Raw genomic sequence first — 17,041 nt, forward strand, 5'->3', positions numbered from 1 at the left:
GTTTTTCAGAGGTGCTTGTTTTTCTACTGAAGAGTGGATTAGCGTCGGCACCACCCACCCCGCCCGGAGCATAAAAATGACTCACTCCACCGAACAGCAACTGCGTGAAGAGCTTGCAGCGTGCTACCGCTTGATTGCGCACTACCGCATGAGCGACCTGATCTTTACCCACATTTCGGTGCGCATCCCCGGGCCGGACCATCACTTCCTGATCAACCCCTACGGGCTGATGTTCGATGAGATCACCGCCTCCAGCCTGGTGAAGATCGGCCTGGATGGGCGTGCGGTGGAACCCTCGGCCTATGCGGTCAACCCGGCTGGTTTTGTCATCCACAGTGCGATCCATGGCGCTCGTGAAGACGCCCAGTGCGTGCTGCACACTCACACCCGTGCGGGCTGCGCGGTGGCGGCGCTGGAGTGCGGGCTGTTGCCGGTCAACCAGATCTCCATGGAGTTCTACGGCAAGGTTGCCTATCACGACTACGAAGGCGTCGCCCTGGACATGGACGAGCAGCGGCGACTGGTGGCCGACCTCGGTGACAAACCGGTGCTGATGCTGCGCAACCATGGCTTGCTCACGGTGGGCGAGACCGTCAGCCAGGCGTTCCTGCGCATGTACTACCTGGAGAAAGCCTGCGATATCCAGATCGCCGCCCAGGCCTGCGGCACGCTGATCCTGCCGTCTGCCGAGGTATGTGCCTACACCGAACAGCAATTCAACAACCCTGACCGGCCACGGGAGGAGGGCGAACTGGTTGACCTGGACGCCATGCAATTGGCCTGGGCGGCGTTGCTGCGGATGCTGGATCGGGTGTCGCCGGGTTACCGGGACTGATGTAGAGTCTGGCTGCCGACTCAACTGCAGGAAACCCCCGCATGACCCAGGAATCCCGTTTTTCCCGGATGGACCCGGAAGTGCGCAAGGCCAATCTGGTCCAGGCCACGCTGACGTGCCTCAAGCGCGACGGCTTCCAGGGCGCGTCGATTCGCAAGATCAGTGCCGAGGCCGGGGTGTCGGTGGGGCTGATCAGCCATCACTATTCAGGCAAGGATGAGCTGGTCGCCGAGGCCTATCGCACCATCACGGACCAGGTCATGAGCCTGTTGCGCGAGACCATGGCCAAGGCGCCGCCGAACCCGCGGGAGCGATTGTCGGCGCTGTTCCGTGGCTCGTTTTCCCCGGAGCTGCTCGACCCGCACCTGCTGGATGCCTGGCTGGTGTTTTGGGGCGCGGTCAAGACCGCGCCTGCCATCAACCTGGCCCACGAACATTCCTATGGCGAGTACCGCACCATCATGCGTTCGGCACTGACCGACATGGCGAGGGAGGAGGGCTGGGAACACTTCGATGCCGACCTTGCCGCCATCGGCTTGAGCGCCTTGCTTGACGGATTGTGGCTGGAGTCGGGGCTCAACCCCGGCACCTTTACCCCGCAGCAGGGCATCCAGATCTGCGAGGCCTGGGTCGACGGCCTGCAGGGCGCCGGTCGCCAGCGCTATCAGCTGAAACCCTGAGCCCTCCTTGCCGCCTGGGCGCACTGTCCGGGCTGGCATCTCCCCTCTGAAAATATTTGCAGTTTGCCGATTGCCACCTTACTGAACACTCGTTTAGTATCTCGCCATGTCGCACCCCTCAAGCCAATTAAAATAATTCGAGGAAGCCATGACGATCGATTCGCCCGTGCTCACCGCCGTGCAAGCAGGCGTTGCCTGGATCACCCTCAACCGTGGGCCCCAGCGCAATGCGCTCGATATCCCCACCCTCAAGCACCTGCATGCCTTGCTTGACGGTTTCAATGCCGACGCCAGCGTGCGTGTGGTGGTGTTGACCGGCAGTGGCCGCAGCTTCTGCGCCGGTGCCGACCTGGCGGAATGGGCCGATGCCGAAGCCCGTGGCGCCCTGGAAACCTACGGCTGGACCGAGACCGCCCACGCCCTGATGACCCGCCTGCACACCCTCGACAAACCCACGATTGCCGCAATCAACGGCACCGCCGTCGGCGCCGGCATGGACCTGACCCTGTGCTGCGACCTGCGCGTCGCCGCTCAATCAGCACGCTTCAAGGCCGGCTACACCAGCATGGCCTACTCGCCGGACGCCGGTGCCAGCTGGCACTTGCCGCGCCTGATCGGCAGCGAGCAAGCCAAGCGCCTGTTGTTCCTGGATGAGCTGTGGAGCGCCGACCGTGCGCTGGCTGCCGGGCTGGTGGGCGAAGTGGTCGCCGATGACCAACTGCAGGCCCACACCCTTGAACTGGCAGGACGCCTGGCCAACGGCCCGACCTTCGCCTTCGCCCAGACCAAGACCCTGATCCGCGAGGGCGCCGACCGCGGCCTGCCCGAGCAATTGCAGGCGGAACTGGCCGCAGGCCTGTTGTGCGGGCGAAGCGCCGACGGTGCCGAAGCCTTGCGCGCCTCCCTGGAAAGACGCCTTCCGATTTTCAGCGGCAAATAACAACAACACCTCCGAACAGGTAGCGCCATGAATTTCCAACTCAGCCAAGAACAAGACATGTTGGTGGACGCGGTACGCAGTTTTGTCGCCAAGGAACTGCTGCCCCATGAAGAGGCCGTGGACCGCGCCGACGAAGTTTCGCCGGCACTGGCCGCACAGATCCGCCACAAGGCGATTGCTGCCGGCTTCTATGCCTTCAACATGCCGGAAGAGGTGGGGGGCGGCGGCCTCGACTACTTGTCCCAGGCCTTGATCGAACGCGAGTTGTCGAAGGTGTCGTGGGCGCTGCACGTGTTTGTCGCGCGCCCCTCCAAGATCCTCATGGCCTGCACCGGCGCGCAGATCGAGGACTATTTGTTGCCGTGCATCCGGGGCGAGAAGATCGACTGCTTTGCCCTCACCGAACCCGGGGCCGGCTCTGACGCCAACGCCATCAAGACCCGCGCCGTGCGCAGTGGTGATGACTTTGTGATCAACGGCAGCAAGCACTTCATCAGCCATGCCGGGCACGCCGACTTCGCCATCGTGTTTGCGGTCACCGACACCTACGAACACAACGGCCGGCAGCGCAATGCAGTGACTTCGTTCCTGGTGGATCGCGGTACGCCGGGCATGACCATCCGCCGTGGCCCCAAGTGCGTGAGCAACCGTGGCTACCACACCTATGAAATGTTTTTCGACGACTGCCGCGTACCCGCGTCAAAGGTGCTGGGCGAAGTCGGCAAGGGCTGGGACGTGGCCAATGCCTGGCTGACGGCCGGCCGTGTGATGGTCGCCGCCAATTGCGTCGGCCAGGCCCAGCGGGCGTTGGATGTGTCGCTGCAATGGGCGGCTGACCGCAAGCAATTCGGCCAGCCGATCGGCACCTACCAGGGCGTGAGCTTCAAGCTGGCCGACATGGCCACGCAAATCCGCGCCGCCGAGCTGTTGACCCTGCACACCGCCTGGAAGATGGACCAGGGCAGCATGACCGACGGCGAGGCCGGCATGGCCAAGCTGTTTGCCAGTGAAACCCTGGGCAAGGTCGCCGATGAAGCCGTGCAGATTTTCGGCGGCATGGGCTTGATGGACGAAGGTCCGGTGGAGCGCATCTGGCGCAACGCGCGGATCGAACGGATCTGGGAGGGCACCTCGGAAATACAGCGCCATATCATCGCCCGCGAACTGTTGCGGCCACTGTTGCGCTGATCGGCGCGGAGAACGCTTATGTCCCAGGCTATTCGCGACAACCTCAAGCGCCTGCTGGCGCCCCGGCATCTGGCCTTTGTGGGCGGACGCAGCATGGCTCGCGCACTCAAGCGCTGTGCCGAGGGTGGTTTTGACGGGCCGATGTGGCTGGTCAATCCGCAGCACGACAGCCTCGATGGCATCCCCTGTGTGCGCCGGGTTGCGGACTTGCCCTGCGGCCCGGATGCGGTGTTTATCGCCACCAACCGAGAACTGACGCTGACCTGCGTCGCCGAGCTGGCCGCCATCGGCACCGGCGGCGCCATCTGCTACGCCTCCGGGTTTGCCGAAACGGGGGCCAGCGGCGCGGCCCTGCAGCAACAACTGTTAACCGCTGCGGGCGACATGGCCTTGCTCGGTCCCAACTGCTACGGCCTGCTCGACTACCTGCACAGCTCGGCGCTGTGGCCGGTGGCCCATGGCGGCAAGGCGGTGGAGAAGGGGGTGGCGGTGCTGACCCAGAGCGGCAACTTCGCCTATAACCTGTCCATGAGCGACCGCTCGTTGCCCGTGGCGTACATGGCGTCGGTGGGCAACCAGGCGCAGTTGGGCGTTGCCGAATTGATGGACGTGCTGCTTGATGAACCGCGCGTCACGGCTATCGGCTTGCACCTGGAAGGCTTGAAGAATGTGCCGGGTTTTGCTCGTGCGGCGCACAAGGCGTTGGAAAAAGGCATCCCGATCATCGCGTTGAAAACCGGCGTGTCGCAGATCGGTGCCGAGTTGGCCCTGAGTCACACCAGTTCGTTGTCCGGCTCCGATGCGCTGTATGACAGCCTGTTTGCGCGGCTGGGGGTGATTCGCGTCAGCGGGCCGGTGAGTTTTGTCGAGACCCTCAAGGCCGCCGCGTGCGGCAACCTGCCTGCGGGTCATAGCCTGATCGCACTGGCCTGCTCCGGTGGCGATGCCGGGCTGATTGCCGACTACGCCGAGCGCAACCATCTCACCCTGCCAAAACTCGACGAAGACCAGCGTGGCGAACTGGCCCAGGTGCTGCCCAGCTACGCCAACCTGGTCAACCCGCTGGACTTCACCACCGCCATCTGGGGCGACCGTGAAGCCCTCAACGCCATGCTCGACACAGCGCTGCGCACCGAGGCCGACGCGGCCATGCTGGTGCTGGATTACCCGGCCGAGTTCACCGGCGAGCGCAAGGAATGCGACCTCTTGCTGGAACTGTTTTGCGACGCCCTGGGCCGCCATGGCAAGACCGGGTTTGTCACCTCGGCGTTTCCTGAACTGTTGCCGCCCCATGCCCGCCAACGTTTGCATGCCGAGGGCATTGCGGCGCTGCAAGGGGTCGAGGATGCACTCGCGGCCTGGGGGCGGATTGCGGCGTATCAAACCACCCGCCGTACCTTGCTGGAGCGTGGCGAATCGATCCTTGAACCGCTCTGCCCGCAAGCCCTGGACGGCCAGGGATTGGCGCTGGACGAATGGGCTTCCAAGCAAGCCCTGCGCGCCTTTGGCCTGGCCACGCCAGCCGGGGTGCTGAGCACGCCGGGGCGGGCCGTGGGCGATGCCGAGTTGCTGGGGTACCCGCTGGTGCTCAAGGCGGTCAGTGCAGATTTGCCGCATAAAACCGAAGCGGGCGCCGTGGCGCTCAACCTCAAGGACGGGGTCGCGCTGAGCACTGCGCTTACGCTGATGCGTGAGCACATCGCCGCGTACGCGCCGACAGTGGTGTTCGATCAGTTGTTGTTGGAGTCCATGGCCACGCCACCGCTGGCCGAGTTGATCGTGGGCATCAAGCGCGAAAACGATTTCGGCCTGGCCCTGGTCATTGGCGCGGGCGGCATTCTGGTGGAACTGCTCAAGGACAGTCGCAGCCTGTTGCTGCCCACCACCGATGATGCAATCCGCAACGCCTTGCTCAGCCTGCGCAGTGCGACCCTGCTGCAAGGCTTTCGTGGGCGAGACATGGCGGACATCGAAAGCGTGGTCGCAGCGATCCGTGCGGTGGCCGATTACGCCTGTGCCAACGCCGGGCGCTTGCTGGAACTGGATGTGAACCCACTGCTGGTCAGCGCCCACGGCGCCACGGCGGTCGATGCGTTGATCCGCCTGGGAGGTGAACATGTTTGACAAGACGATGACAGGTGGCCAGGCCCTGGTGCGGCTGCTGGCCAACTACGGCGTCGACACGGTTTTCGGCATTCCCGGCGTTCATACCCTGGAGCTGTACCGGGGCCTGCCTGGCAGTGGCATTCGCCATGTGCTCACACGCCACGAACAGGGGGCCGGCTTCATGGCCGACGGCTATGCGCGGGTCAGCGGCAAGCCGGGGGTGTGCTTCGTGATCACCGGCCCCGGCGTGACCAATGCTGCCACGGCCATCGGCCAGGCCTATGCCGATTCAATTCCGATGCTGGTGATCTCCAGCGTCAACAGCACCGCCAGCCTTGGCAAGGGGTGGGGGATCCTGCATGAAACCCAGGACCAACGGGCGATTACGGCACCGATCACCGCATTTTCGGCGGTGGCGTTGAGCGCCGAAGATTTGCCTGAACTGGTCGCCCGGGCCTACGCGGTGTTCGACGGCGAACGGCCGCGTCCGGTGCACATCTCGGTGCCGCTGGATGTGCTGGCGGCGCCGATCAAGCGTGACTGGAGCAACGAGGTAGTCCGCCGCCCGGGGCGCGGCCTGCCATCGATCGAGGCGTTGGAGCAGGCGGTGGCCAAGCTCGCGGCGGCCAAACGGCCGATGATCATTGCCGGTGGCGGCGCGCTGGGTGCCGGTGAAGCCTTGCAGCGCTTGAGCACGCAATTGGCCGCGCCGTTTTTCACCAGTGTGGCGGGCAAGGGGCTGTTGCCGATCAATGACCCGCTGAATGCCGGTTCGACCCTGTGCGTGGAACCCGGTTGGCAACTGATCAGTGAGGCGGATGTGGTGCTGGCCGTCGGCACGGAAATGGCCGACACCGATTATTGGCGCGAGCGCTTGCCCCTCACCGGAGAGCTGTTGCGGGTGGATATCGACCCGCGCAAGTTCAATGATTTCTACCCCTGCGCGGTGGCGTTGCGCGGTGATGCCCAGCAGACGCTGTTGGCGTTGCTGGAACGCTTGCCGTCGATATCGCGTGACCCCGCCGAGGCGGTTGAAAAAGTTGCGACACTGCTGCAGGCCGTCGAGCTTGGGCATGGTCCGTTGCAGTCGATTCACCAGGCCATTCTCGACCGCATCGCGGCCGAGCTGCCGGCCAACGCGTTCATCAGCAGCGACATGACCCAACTGGCCTACACCGGCAATTACGCCTACCAGAGCCGAGCGCCGCGCAGTTGGCTGCACCCCACGGGCTACGGCACCCTCGGCTACGGTTTGCCGGCCGGCATCGGCGCCAAGTTCGGCGCGCCGCAGCGGCCGGGCCTGGTGCTGGTGGGCGATGGCGGTTTTCTCTACACCGCCCAGGAACTGGCCACCGCGGTCGAAGAACTAGACAGCCCGCTGGTGGTACTGCTGTGGAACAACGACGCCCTGGGCCAGATTCGCGATGACATGCTGAGCCTCGACATCGAGCCCATCGGCGTACTGCCGCGCAACCCGGATTTTGCGCTGTTCGCCCAGGCGTTCGGCTGCACCGTGAACCAGCCACACAACCTGGATGAATTGCAGACGGACTTGCGCAATGGTTTCAAACGCAATGGCGTGACCTTGATCGAGCTGAAACATGCCTATGCCTGTTGACCTTTAGAGGAACAAGACCATGAGCGAAAACAACAACAAAATGACTCAAGCGATGCACCGACGGGACTTCCTCAAGCACAGCGCTGTCGCGGGTGCGGTAGCCGCCGCGTTCTCCATGGGCTTGCCGTTTTCGGCCTTTGCCGCAGACGCCACCCCAAAGCCCGGTGGCGTGCTGCGCCTGGGCCTGGCCGGGGGCAGCACCACCGATTCTCGCGACCCCGGCTCCTGGGTCGATACCTTCACCTTCGTCGGCTTCTCGGCGGTGTACAACACGCTGACGGAAATTGCCGTCGACGGCACCGCCATCCCCGAACTGGCCGAGCGGTTCGAGTCCACTCCGGATGCGCGGGTGTGGACCTTCACCCTGCGCCAGGGCGTGACGTTCCATAACGGCAAAGGCCTGACCGCCGAAGACGTGGTGGTGTCGATCAATCACCACCTGAGCAAAGACTCCACCTCGGCGGCCAAGACCGTGCTCGGCGATGTCGCCAGCGTCAGTGCCAAGGGCAACGACACGGTGGTGTTCGAGCTGCATTCGGGCAACGCCGACTTCGCCTATGTGGTCGCCGACTACCACCTGGTGATCATGCCTGCCAAGGACGGCGTGGCCGACTGGAGAGCCGGCGTGGGCACCAGCGGTTACCGCCTGAAAAGCTTTGAGCCCGGTGTGCGCATGGACCTGGAGCGCAACCCCGATTACTGGAAGCCGGACCGCGCGCACTTCGCCAGCGCCGAGCTGTTGGCCATTGCCGACGGGGCGGCACGGGTCAACGCGTTGGTCACCGGGCAAGTGGACGTGATCAACAAGGTCGACCTGAAGACCGTGGCACTGCTCAAGCGCAACCCCAATCTGGTGATCGAGGAAACCAAAGGCGCCCAGCACTACACCTTCCCGATGCTCTGCGACAGCAACGAATTCAAGAACAACGACATCCGCATGGCGATGAAGCACGCCATCAACCGCGAAAGCTTGCTGGCGTCGGTACTGTACGGCTATGGCCTGGTGGGCAACGATCACCCGATCCAGCCTGGCAGTCGCTTTATCAACGCCGCGTTGGAGCAGCGCACCTACGACCCGGACAAGTCACGCTTCTACCTGCGTAAGGCCGGCGTGGAGTCGCTCAAGGTGCGCCTGCAAGCGTCCGACGCGGCCTACACCGGCGCGGTGGATGCCTCGGTGTTGTTCAAGGAGCAGGCGCGCCAGGCCGGTATCGATATCGACGTGGTGCGCGAGCCGGCGGATGGGTTCTTCTCCAATGTGTGGATGAAGCAGCCGTTCACCACCTCGTTCTGGTACAGCAGCCTGACCGCCGACCGCATGTTCAGCATCGGCTACGCCAAGGGCGCGGCCTGGAACGAAACCCACTGGGACAACCCGCGCTTCAACCAATTGCTCACCGCTGCCCGTGGTGAGATGAACGCACCGCTGCGCCAGGAGATGTACAACGAAATGCAGGCCCTGTGCCGGGATGACGGCGGCGCAATTGTGCCGTTGTTTGCAAGCTCCGTGGCGGCACGCTCGAACCGTGTGGCCCATGGCGCGCAGACCGCACCGTATGGCGAGTTGGATGGGCTGCGGCTGATCGAGCGGTGGTGGCAGGCGTAGAGATCCTCCAGCCAATGAATATCCAATGTGGGAGCTGGCTTGCCTGCGATGAGGTCCGCCCATTCGCTGCAAGCCTTAAGGCCGCCATCGCAGGCAAGCCAGCTCCCACATTAGATGGGTGCAGTCTCGACGAGCCTATTCACCTCATGAGAATCGTCCATGAATAGCCTGTTCAAATTAATCCTCCAGCGCCTCGCCCTAGGCGTGTTGTCACTGTTCGCCGTCTCGGTGATCATCTTTCTCGCCGTGGGCATGCTGCCCGGTGATATCGCCCAGGCCATGCTCGGCCAGTCCGCCACGCCGGAAACCGTGGCGGCGTTTCGGGCGCAGCTGGGCTTGGACCTGCCGCCGCTTACGCGTTTTGCGCAATGGCTGCTGCGCCTGTTGCACGGCGACCTGGGCGCTTCGCTGGCCAACCAGCGACCCATCGCCGACTTGATCGGCGCGCGCCTGGGCAACACCTTGAGCCTGGCCGCGCTGGCGGCGTTGGTCTCCGTACCCACCGCCTTGGTGCTGGGCATGCTGGCGGCGCTGTACCGCAACAGCTGGTTCGATCGCCTGCTCAATACCTCGGCGCTCAGCGCGGTGTCGTTCCCGGAGTTCTTTGTCGCCTACCTGCTGATCCTGGTGTTCTCGGTGAAACTCGGCTGGTTCCCCAGCCTGTCCAACCTGGCGCCGGACGCCACCCTGGGCACGATCCTGGAGCGCTCAGTGTTGCCGGTCGCCACCCTGAGCCTGGTGGTGATCGCGCAGATGATGCGCATGACCCGCGCCTCGCTGATCAACCTGCTGGCCAGCCCGTATATCGAGATGGCGCGCCTGAAGGGCATCAGCCAGTCGCGGATTATCTGGAAGCACGCGTTGCCCAACGCGCTGGCGCCCATCGTCAACGTGATCGCGCTGAACCTGGCGTACCTGGTGGTGGGGGTGGTGGTGGTCGAAGTGGTGTTCGTCTATCCAGGCCTGGGCCAGTTGCTGGTGGACTCGGTGTCCAAGCGCGACATCCCGGTGGTACAGGCGTGCAGTCTGATCTTTGCCGCGACCTACATCCTGCTCAATACCGGAGCGGACGTGCTGTCCATCGCCAGCAACCCACGCCTGATGCATCCGAAGGGGTAGACCATGAACCTGTTGAGCCAAGTGGCCCGGGCGCCGTTGAGCGCCAAGTTCGGCCTGCTGATCATTGTGTTGTACATCGCGGTGGCGGTGTTTGCGCCGGTGCTGGCGCCCTATGGCGAAACCCAGGTGGTGGGCGAGGGTTTCGCGCCCTGGAGCGGCCAGTTCCTGCTGGGCACCGATAACCTGGGGCGCGACATGTTCAGCCGCCTGGTATACGGCGCGCGCAACACCTTGGGCATCGCTTTTCTGACCACCACCCTCGCGTTTTTGCTGGGGGGCTTGAGTGGTTTAGTGGCGGCGATCAAGGGCGGCTGGATCGACCAGGGCCTGTCGCGGGTGGTGGACGTGCTGATGGCGATCCCGCAGCTGATTTTCGCGCTGTTGATCCTCAGCGTGGTCGGCACCAACGCCACCTCGCTGGTGCTGGTGATTGCGTTGTTGGATTCGACCCGGGTGTTTCGCCTGTCCCGTGCCGTGGCGATGACCGTGGTGGTGCAGGACTTCGTCGAGGCCGCCCGCTTGCGCGGCGAAGGCCTGTGGTGGCTGGTCACCCGCGAAGTGTTGCCCAACGCGGCCGCGCCGTTGATTGCTGAATTCGGCCTGCGCTTCTGCTTTGTCTTTCTGTTTATCAGTGCGCTGTCGTTCCTCGGCCTGGGCATCCAACCGCCGACCGCCGACTGGGGCAGCATGGTGCGTGACAACGCGGTGCTGATCACCTTTGGTGACATCAGCCCGTTGCTGCCGGCGCTAGCCGTGGCGTTGATCACGGTGAGTGTGAATTTCGTCGTCGACTGGATGCTGCATAAATCCAGCGGCCTGAAGGAGTGTTGAGGATGGACACGCCATTGCTGGAAATCCGCAACCTGCAGATCGAAGGGCATTACGAAGACGCGTGGCACCCGCTGATCAAGGGCATCGACCTGACCTTGCAGCGCGGCGAAGTGCTGGGGTTGATCGGTGAGTCGGGGGCGGGCAAGTCCACCCTTGGGCTGGCCGCGATGGGCTATGCGCGGGACGGTTGCCGCATCACCGGTGGCTCGGTGTGTTTTGATGGGATCCAGCTGCTGCAGGCCAAGCCCGAAACCCTGCGCAAGCTGCGCGGCCTGCGTATCGCCTATGTGGCCCAGAGCGCGGCGGCGTCGTTCAACCCGGCCCACCGGCTGATCGATCAGCACGTGGAAACCGCCGTGATCAATGGCGGCATCAGCCGTGCCCAAGCCGAGCGCGAGGCGGTGGAGTTGTACCGCGTGCTGCGCCTGCCCAACCCGGAAACCATTGGCCAGCGTTACCCCCATCAAGTCTCGGGCGGGCAGTTGCAGCGGGTGATGACGGCGATGGCCATGGCCTGCCACCCGGACCTGATCATCTTCGACGAACCCACCACCGCCCTCGACGTCACCACCCAGATCGAAGTGCTGGCTGCCATCCGAGATGCGGTGAAAACCTTCGGCAGCGCCGCGCTGTACATCAGCCATGACCTGGCAGTGGTGGCGCAGATGGCCGACCGCATCATGGTGTTGCGCCACGGTAAGCTGGTGGAAGAGGCCGATACCCGCAGCATGCTCAGCCAGCCGCAGCAGGACTACACCAAGTCGCTGTGGGCGGTGCGCAGTTTCCGCACTGAGCCCAAGGCCTGCCCGACGCAGCAGGTGCCGTTGCTGGAGGTGCGCCAGGCGTGCGCCAGTTATGGGCACCAGCCGGTGCTGCATGACGTGTCGATGAAGCTGTATCGCGGCCAGACCCTGGCAGTGATCGGCGAGTCCGGCAGCGGCAAAAGCTCCACGGCGCGGTTGATCACCGGTTTGCTGCCGGCCACGGCCGGGCAGGTGGTGTACGACGGCGAAGCGCTGCCGGTGGATTTTAGGCGGCGTAGCAAGGAGCAGTTGCGGCGCATCCAGATGATCTACCAGATCCCGGACACCGCGCTGAACCCGCGCCAGCGCATCGTCGACATCATTGGCCGCCCGCTCACGTTTTACCTGGGGCTCAAAGGCAAGGCCCTGCGCGCCCGCGTTGCCGAGCTACTGGAGATGATCGAGCTGGACCCGGCGGTGTTCATGGAGCGCCAGCCACGGGAGTTGTCCGGTGGGCAGAAGCAACGCATCTGCATCGCCCGCGCCCTGGCGGCTGACCCGCAATTGATTATCTGCGACGAAGTCACCTCGGCCCTCGATCAACTGGTGGCCGAAGGCGTGCTGAAGCTGCTCAACCGGATCCAGCAGCAACTCGGCGTGGCCTACCTGTTTATCACCCATGACGTCGCCACTGTGCGCGCCATCGCCGACGAGGTGGTGGTGATGCAGCGGGGCAGGGTGGTGGACCAGGGCAGCCGCAGTGCGATTTTCACCCCGCCGTACCAGGACTACACCGGCCTGCTGTTCTCATCTGAGCCGGAAATGGACCCCGACTGGCTCGACCACTTGCTGGCCCAACGGGCGGCCCCCACTGTTTGAGGAACTCCCATGAAGGTTTTGATTGTTCACGCTCACCCTGAACCGCAGTCGTTCACTGCCGCCTTGCGCGACAAGGCGATTGCCACGTTGCAAGGCCAGGGGCATGAGGTGCAGGTCAGCGACTTGTATGCCATGCACTGGAACCCGGTGGCGTCGGCGGCGGACTTTTCGTCGCGGGAAAACCCTGACTATCTGGTGTACGCGCTGGAGCAGCGGCTGGGGGTGAAAAAGCAGTCGATTGCGGCGGATATCCAGGCCGAGCTGGACAAGCTGTTGTGGGCGGACCTGCTGATCCTCAACTTCCCGATCTTCTGGTTCTCGGCGCCGGCGATGCTCAAGGGCTGGATCGACCGGGTGCTGGTGTCGGGGGTGTGCTACGGCGGTAAGCGTTTTTACGATCAGGGCGGCCTGGCGGGCAAGCGGGCGATGGTCACGGTGACCTTGGGCGGGCGTGAGCATATGTTTGGGGAAGGTGCGATCCATGGGCCGCTGGAGGACATGCTGCGCCCGATACTGCGCGGGACGCTGGCGTATGTGGGCTATGACGTGCTGGCGCCGTTTGTAGCCTGGCATGTGCCGTACATCAGTGATGAGGCGCGGCGGGACTTTCTGGTGGCGTATGAACAGCGGCTGCAAGGGCTGGCGGATGAGCAGCCCTTGGTCTTCCCAAAGCTGGCGCAGTTTGATGAGGCGCTGTATCCCCTCTCCTGAAACTGTAGGAGCCGGCTTGCCGGCGATTGCATTGTGTCAGGCTACACATCTGTAGCTGATGTACCGCAATCGCTGGCAAGCCAGCTCCTACAGAGGTCAGCAAGCGCGAAGACGCTCTGCGGCACTGCGCAACAACTGCTCAGTCCCCGTCCAACCCAGGCAACCATCAGTCACCGACACACCGTATTTCATCGACGCGCTCAGCGGCTGGCAGCCTTCGAACAGGTGGCTTTCAATCATCATGCCGATGAGCGAGGTGTCGCCCTGCAGGCGTTGCTCCAGCACGTCATTGAATACTGCCGGCTGACGCAACGGGTCCTTGCCGCTGTTGGCATGGCTGCAATCGACCATGATCCGCGCCGCCACTTTGGACTTTGCCAGGTCGTGTTTCACCTGAGCCACGCTTTGGGCGTCGTAGTTCGGCCCACGGTGACCGCCGCGCAGCACCAGGTGGGTGTCGGGGTTGCCCGGGGTCTGGATGATCGCCGGATGGCCCTGGCTATCGACGCCAAAATGGCGGTGCGGGTGGGATGCTGAGCGCATCGCGTCACAGGCAATCGCGACGCCGCCGTCGGTGCCGTTCTTGAAGCCCACGGGCATGCCCAGGCCGCTGGCCATTTCACGGTGGATCTGGGACTCGGTAGTACGTGCACCAATCGCCACCCAGCTGAGCAGGTCATCGAAGTAGCCAGCGGCCATGGGTTGCAGCAGTTCGGTGGCAACCGGCAGGCCCAGGCGCAGCATTTCACGCATCAGTTCGCGGGACAGGGTCAGGCCTGCGGCCATGTCATCGCTGCCGTCCAGGTGCGGGTCGTAGGCCAGGCCTTTCCAGCCGACAGTGGTGCGCGGTTTTTCGACGTAGGCGCGGATCACCAGCAGCATCTGGTCGCTGACGTCGAGTGCAAGTTTCTTCAGGTTGCGCGCGTATTCCATCGCCGACTCGGGGTCGTGGATCGAGCACGGGCCGACAATCACCAGCAAACGTGAGTCTTCGCCATTGAGGATGGCGCGCACGGCTTGGCGATGGGCGTGGACTTGTTCATTGAGGAACGGGCTGAGGGGCAACTGATGCTTGAGCTCAAGGGAGCTGGGCAGGCGCTGGGTCAGGGCTTCATTGGCGCTGGACAGGTTGGCAACAGGCAGAGCGGCGGTGGCAGAGTTCATATTCAAGGCTTCCTGGGCAAGCGGCGGGCTGTTCCCGCACGCTCGGCCCTACTGGGGTGTTCGACAATTGGCCGTATCGGCGACGTGTGTTGGGTTGCCACCAATAGGTGACCGATCGGAGGCGGCAGGCTGTCCCGAACGGAGCTTGCTAAATCGCCATGCTGGGCTGGTGTCGTAGCGGTAATAGGTGGCGTAGTTCATGGTGTGATTCCTTTAAGTGTTCTTCAAAAAAGTTAAGGGCCTGAAAAAACAAAACCCCCGGTCGGGGAGCCGACCGGGGGTTAGATTTCTCTGGCAGGCGACCCCTTGAGTAGTGGCCGCCGATTTCAGGTATCAGGCGCGCCAGTGGCTAAACCAATACCCAAAATAAAAGCTTACAGCTGCGCTCGAACCGTTCACGCGGGTAGCCGATACCGAGCGCGGGGCGCTGGCAGCAGGGCAAACCTGAGTGTGGGTGAGTTGCAACATGTTATGTCTCCAAATGATGGGGGTGAGCTTACTAGAGGCACGCAGGAGGATTCAATCGGTAATTTCTATCGCGCAGGGGTACTGAAGGCTATCGGTCGGGATATGCTGATAACACGTTGATACTTATTGCTTGGACGCGACCATGACTGCCTTGACCCTTGCTGCTGCTCAATCTGTCTCCATCGCGGGTGACGTGCCCGCCAATATTCAACGGCATGTGCGGTTGATGCACGTCGCCGCCGAGCACGGCGTGCAGGTGCTGGTGTTTCCAGAGTTGTCGCTGACCGGGTATGAGCCGTCGCTGGCGGCCAACCTGGCGATTGCGCCGGATGACGCGGTGCTGGCGCCACTTCGGGAGATGGCGCGGGAGCTGCGCATGACGGCGGTGGTGGGGATGCCGATCCGCCTGGCGCCCGAAGCGGGCGTGTTGATCGGTGCGCTGGTGTTGGGGGCGGACGGCTCCCTCGCGGTGTATTCCAAGCAGCACCTGCACCCGGGCGAAGAGGTGGCGTTTATCCCGGGGCAGGGCGGTGAAGCGCTCGAACGGGGCAGTGACCGTATTGCGCTGGCGGTATGCGCGGACTTTTCCCACGCCAGCCATCCACGCCAAGCGGCTGAATCGGGGGCCACGGTGTATGCCGCAGGTGTACTGATCAGCGAAGGTGGTTATGCCAATGACAGCGCGTTGCTCCAGGGATACGCCGCGGAGCATGGCTTGGTGGTGTTGATGGCCAACTATGGTGGCCCCTCGGGCGGCTACGTGTGTGCCGGTCGCAGTGCTGTCTGGGCGGCTGATGGGCGTTTGCTCGCATCCGCCCCTGGCGTTGGCGACGCCTTGGTGATCGCCCGCCGCGAGGGCTCGCGGTGGGCTGGCCAAGTGGTCGTCCTCTAGCCATGGCGTTTCACCTGCGAGCAGCGACGGATGAGGATCGTGTGTTTGCGCGAAAGCTCACCCGCGAAGCCATGAGCCGCTACTACCTTCAATATGGGTTGTTGTGGTCTGACGATGGTTTCGACGTCGCCTGGGCGGGGCGCGAGAACTGGCTGATTTGCAACGATGACACGGTGATGGGGTTTATCAGCCTGAGCCGTGACAGCCGGGCGCTGTATATCCGCGAGCTGCACATGCTGGAGAGCTGTCGCAAACACGGCGCGGGCAGTTGGGTGCTCGAACAGATGGCGCTCAAGGCCCAGGCGCAGGGGCTTTTGCGCTTGACGGTGTTCAAGACCAATCCGGCGAGAAGGTTGTATCAGCGGCTCGGCTTGAGCATCGTTGGCGAGGAGGATTGCTTCTGGCGCATGGAGCGCGAATGTCCTCGTGTTCTGGAGGCGTAGCGCACTGGCGCCAGAGTAAAGCTGACCTTTTGCTCAGTATAAGAGGCCGGCTGCGAGTCGGCGGTGGCCGATATCGCACGCAAACTCTATATATATGACGCTTGCAGCTAGGTCTGTACCTAGGTTTTTTGCTAAGGTGTTCAGCAACCTATAAGACCATATCGCGAGGTGTCTGCTTGATTAGGGTGCTAGTAGTCGATGACCATGATCTCGTTCGTACAGGCATTACACGAATGCTGGCTGACATCGATGGCCTGCAAGTAGTCGGCCAGGCCGAGTCGGGGGAGGAGTCCCTGATCAAGGCCCGGGAGTTGAAACCCGATGTGGTTTTGATGGACGTCAAGATGCCTGGGATCGGCGGTCTTGGTGCCACTACCAAATTGTTGCGCAGCCATCCGGACATCAAAGTCGTGGTGGTGACTGTGTGCGAGGAAGACCCGTTTCCTACACGCCTTCTACAGGCGGGCGCGGCGGGTTACCTGACCAAGGGCGCAGGCCTGGCGGAGATGGTGCAAGCCATTCGCCTGGTTTTTGCCGGCCAGCGCTACATCAGCCCACAGATTGCCCAGCAATTGGCCATTAAGTCGTTCCAGCCCACCAGTGACTCGCCGTTTGATGCGCTGTCGGAACGGGAAATCCAGATCGCCCTGATGATCGTCGGTTGCCAGAAGGTGCAGACAATCTCCGACAAGCTGTGCCTGTCGCCCAAAACCGTCAACACCTACCGCTATCGTATTTTCGAGAAGCTCGCCATCAGCAGTGATGTTGAATTGACCCTGCTCGCGGTACGCCACGGCATGGTGGACGCCAGCGCCTGA

The 17,041-nt window shown here is 63.3% G+C and carries 15 protein-coding genes; 14 read left to right on the forward strand and 1 reads right to left on the reverse strand.

All coding sequences use genetic code 11. The annotated features are described in order from the left end of the window. Positions 1-76 precede the first annotated feature (76 nt). From M2394_RS21390 to M2394_RS21440, 11 genes are all read left to right on the forward strand, one after another. Complete coding sequence (locus tag M2394_RS21390) at positions 77-835, forward strand: class II aldolase/adducin family protein (RefSeq protein ID WP_178924052.1); 759 nt, start codon at positions 77-79, stop codon at positions 833-835. Positions 836-876: 41 nt separating this feature from the next. Beyond that, complete coding sequence (locus tag M2394_RS21395) at positions 877-1,515, forward strand: TetR family transcriptional regulator C-terminal domain-containing protein (protein ID WP_178924053.1); 639 nt, start codon at positions 877-879, stop codon at positions 1,513-1,515. A 148-nt stretch (positions 1,516-1,663) separates the two neighbouring features. Continuing rightward, a complete protein-coding gene (locus M2394_RS21400) occupies positions 1,664-2,455 on the forward strand; it encodes an enoyl-CoA hydratase/isomerase family protein (protein ID WP_259174469.1) in 792 nt (263 codons plus the stop codon). Positions 2,456-2,482: 27 nt separating this feature from the next. Then, positions 2,483-3,643, forward strand: coding sequence for an acyl-CoA dehydrogenase family protein (locus M2394_RS21405; RefSeq protein ID WP_259174470.1), 1,161 nt, complete (start codon positions 2,483-2,485; stop codon positions 3,641-3,643). A gap of 18 nt (positions 3,644-3,661) precedes the next feature. After that, positions 3,662-5,767: an acetate--CoA ligase family protein gene (locus tag M2394_RS21410; protein WP_259174471.1), complete on the forward strand. Its 2,106-nt coding sequence runs from the start codon at positions 3,662-3,664 to the stop codon at positions 5,765-5,767. Next, positions 5,760-7,367, forward strand: coding sequence for a 5-guanidino-2-oxopentanoate decarboxylase (locus M2394_RS21415; protein ID WP_259174472.1), 1,608 nt, complete (start codon positions 5,760-5,762; stop codon positions 7,365-7,367). The genes M2394_RS21410 and M2394_RS21415 overlap by 8 nt, the downstream gene beginning before the upstream one ends. A gap of 19 nt (positions 7,368-7,386) precedes the next feature. Continuing rightward, the gene (locus M2394_RS21420) at positions 7,387-8,973 is read left to right on the forward strand and encodes an ABC transporter substrate-binding protein (protein WP_178924063.1); all 1,587 of its coding nucleotides are present in this window, start codon (positions 7,387-7,389) and stop codon (positions 8,971-8,973) included. Between the two features lie 159 nt (positions 8,974-9,132). Continuing rightward, entirely contained in the window at positions 9,133-10,092 is a 960-nt protein-coding gene (locus tag M2394_RS21425) for an ABC transporter permease (RefSeq protein ID WP_178924065.1), read from the forward strand. A 3-nt stretch (positions 10,093-10,095) separates the two neighbouring features. Then, entirely contained in the window at positions 10,096-10,923 is an 828-nt protein-coding gene (locus tag M2394_RS21430; protein ID WP_259174473.1) for an ABC transporter permease, read from the forward strand. A gap of 2 nt (positions 10,924-10,925) precedes the next feature. Then, the gene (locus tag M2394_RS21435; protein WP_259174474.1) at positions 10,926-12,545 is read left to right on the forward strand and encodes an ABC transporter ATP-binding protein; all 1,620 of its coding nucleotides are present in this window, start codon (positions 10,926-10,928) and stop codon (positions 12,543-12,545) included. A gap of 9 nt (positions 12,546-12,554) precedes the next feature. Beyond that, on the forward strand, positions 12,555-13,256 hold the full coding sequence (locus M2394_RS21440; protein WP_259174475.1) for an NAD(P)H-dependent oxidoreductase: 702 nt from the start codon (positions 12,555-12,557) through the stop codon (positions 13,254-13,256). Positions 13,257-13,352: 96 nt separating this feature from the next. Here M2394_RS21440 and M2394_RS21445 read toward each other — a convergent pair whose 3' ends face one another. Beyond that, complete coding sequence (locus M2394_RS21445; RefSeq protein ID WP_259174476.1) at positions 13,353-14,420, reverse strand: 3-deoxy-7-phosphoheptulonate synthase; 1,068 nt, start codon at positions 14,418-14,420, stop codon at positions 13,353-13,355. A 610-nt stretch (positions 14,421-15,030) separates the two neighbouring features. On the opposite strand from M2394_RS21445, the gene M2394_RS21450 reads away from it, so the two are divergent. From M2394_RS21450 to uvrY, 3 genes are all read left to right on the forward strand, one after another. Continuing rightward, positions 15,031-15,780, forward strand: coding sequence for a carbon-nitrogen hydrolase family protein (locus tag M2394_RS21450; RefSeq protein ID WP_259174477.1), 750 nt, complete (start codon positions 15,031-15,033; stop codon positions 15,778-15,780). A gap of 2 nt (positions 15,781-15,782) precedes the next feature. Further along, positions 15,783-16,223, forward strand: a complete 441-nt coding sequence (locus M2394_RS21455; RefSeq protein ID WP_178924077.1) for a GNAT family N-acetyltransferase — start codon at positions 15,783-15,785, stop codon at positions 16,221-16,223. A 176-nt stretch (positions 16,224-16,399) separates the two neighbouring features. Next, positions 16,400-17,041 (forward strand): UvrY/SirA/GacA family response regulator transcription factor, encoded by a 642-nt coding sequence (uvrY, locus tag M2394_RS21460; protein WP_003190387.1) that lies wholly within the window; start codon positions 16,400-16,402, stop codon positions 17,039-17,041.

The organism is Pseudomonas sp. BIGb0164 (genome assembly GCF_024810135.1).
GTDB lineage: Bacteria > Pseudomonadota > Gammaproteobacteria > Pseudomonadales > Pseudomonadaceae > Aquipseudomonas.

Coding starts and splice junctions, on each gene's coding strand:
- M2394_RS21430 (WP_259174473.1), top strand. CDS start 10,096: ATGAACCTGTTGAGCCAAGTGGCCCGGGCGCCGTTGAGCGCCAAGTTC.
- M2394_RS21390 (WP_178924052.1), top strand. CDS start 77: ATGACTCACTCCACCGAACAGCAACTGCGTGAAGAGCTTGCAGCGTGC.
- M2394_RS21400 (WP_259174469.1), top strand. CDS start 1,664: ATGACGATCGATTCGCCCGTGCTCACCGCCGTGCAAGCAGGCGTTGCC.
- M2394_RS21415 (WP_259174472.1), top strand. CDS start 5,760: ATGTTTGACAAGACGATGACAGGTGGCCAGGCCCTGGTGCGGCTGCTG.
- M2394_RS21440 (WP_259174475.1), top strand. CDS start 12,555: ATGAAGGTTTTGATTGTTCACGCTCACCCTGAACCGCAGTCGTTCACT.
- M2394_RS21435 (WP_259174474.1), top strand. CDS start 10,926: ATGGACACGCCATTGCTGGAAATCCGCAACCTGCAGATCGAAGGGCAT.
- M2394_RS21450 (WP_259174477.1), top strand. CDS start 15,031: ATGACTGCCTTGACCCTTGCTGCTGCTCAATCTGTCTCCATCGCGGGT.
- M2394_RS21455 (WP_178924077.1), top strand. CDS start 15,783: ATGGCGTTTCACCTGCGAGCAGCGACGGATGAGGATCGTGTGTTTGCG.
- M2394_RS21410 (WP_259174471.1), top strand. CDS start 3,662: ATGTCCCAGGCTATTCGCGACAACCTCAAGCGCCTGCTGGCGCCCCGG.
- M2394_RS21425 (WP_178924065.1), top strand. CDS start 9,133: ATGAATAGCCTGTTCAAATTAATCCTCCAGCGCCTCGCCCTAGGCGTG.
- M2394_RS21420 (WP_178924063.1), top strand. CDS start 7,387: ATGAGCGAAAACAACAACAAAATGACTCAAGCGATGCACCGACGGGAC.
- M2394_RS21445 (WP_259174476.1), bottom strand. CDS start 14,420: ATGAACTCTGCCACCGCCGCTCTGCCTGTTGCCAACCTGTCCAGCGCC.
- M2394_RS21405 (WP_259174470.1), top strand. CDS start 2,483: ATGAATTTCCAACTCAGCCAAGAACAAGACATGTTGGTGGACGCGGTA.
- M2394_RS21395 (WP_178924053.1), top strand. CDS start 877: ATGACCCAGGAATCCCGTTTTTCCCGGATGGACCCGGAAGTGCGCAAG.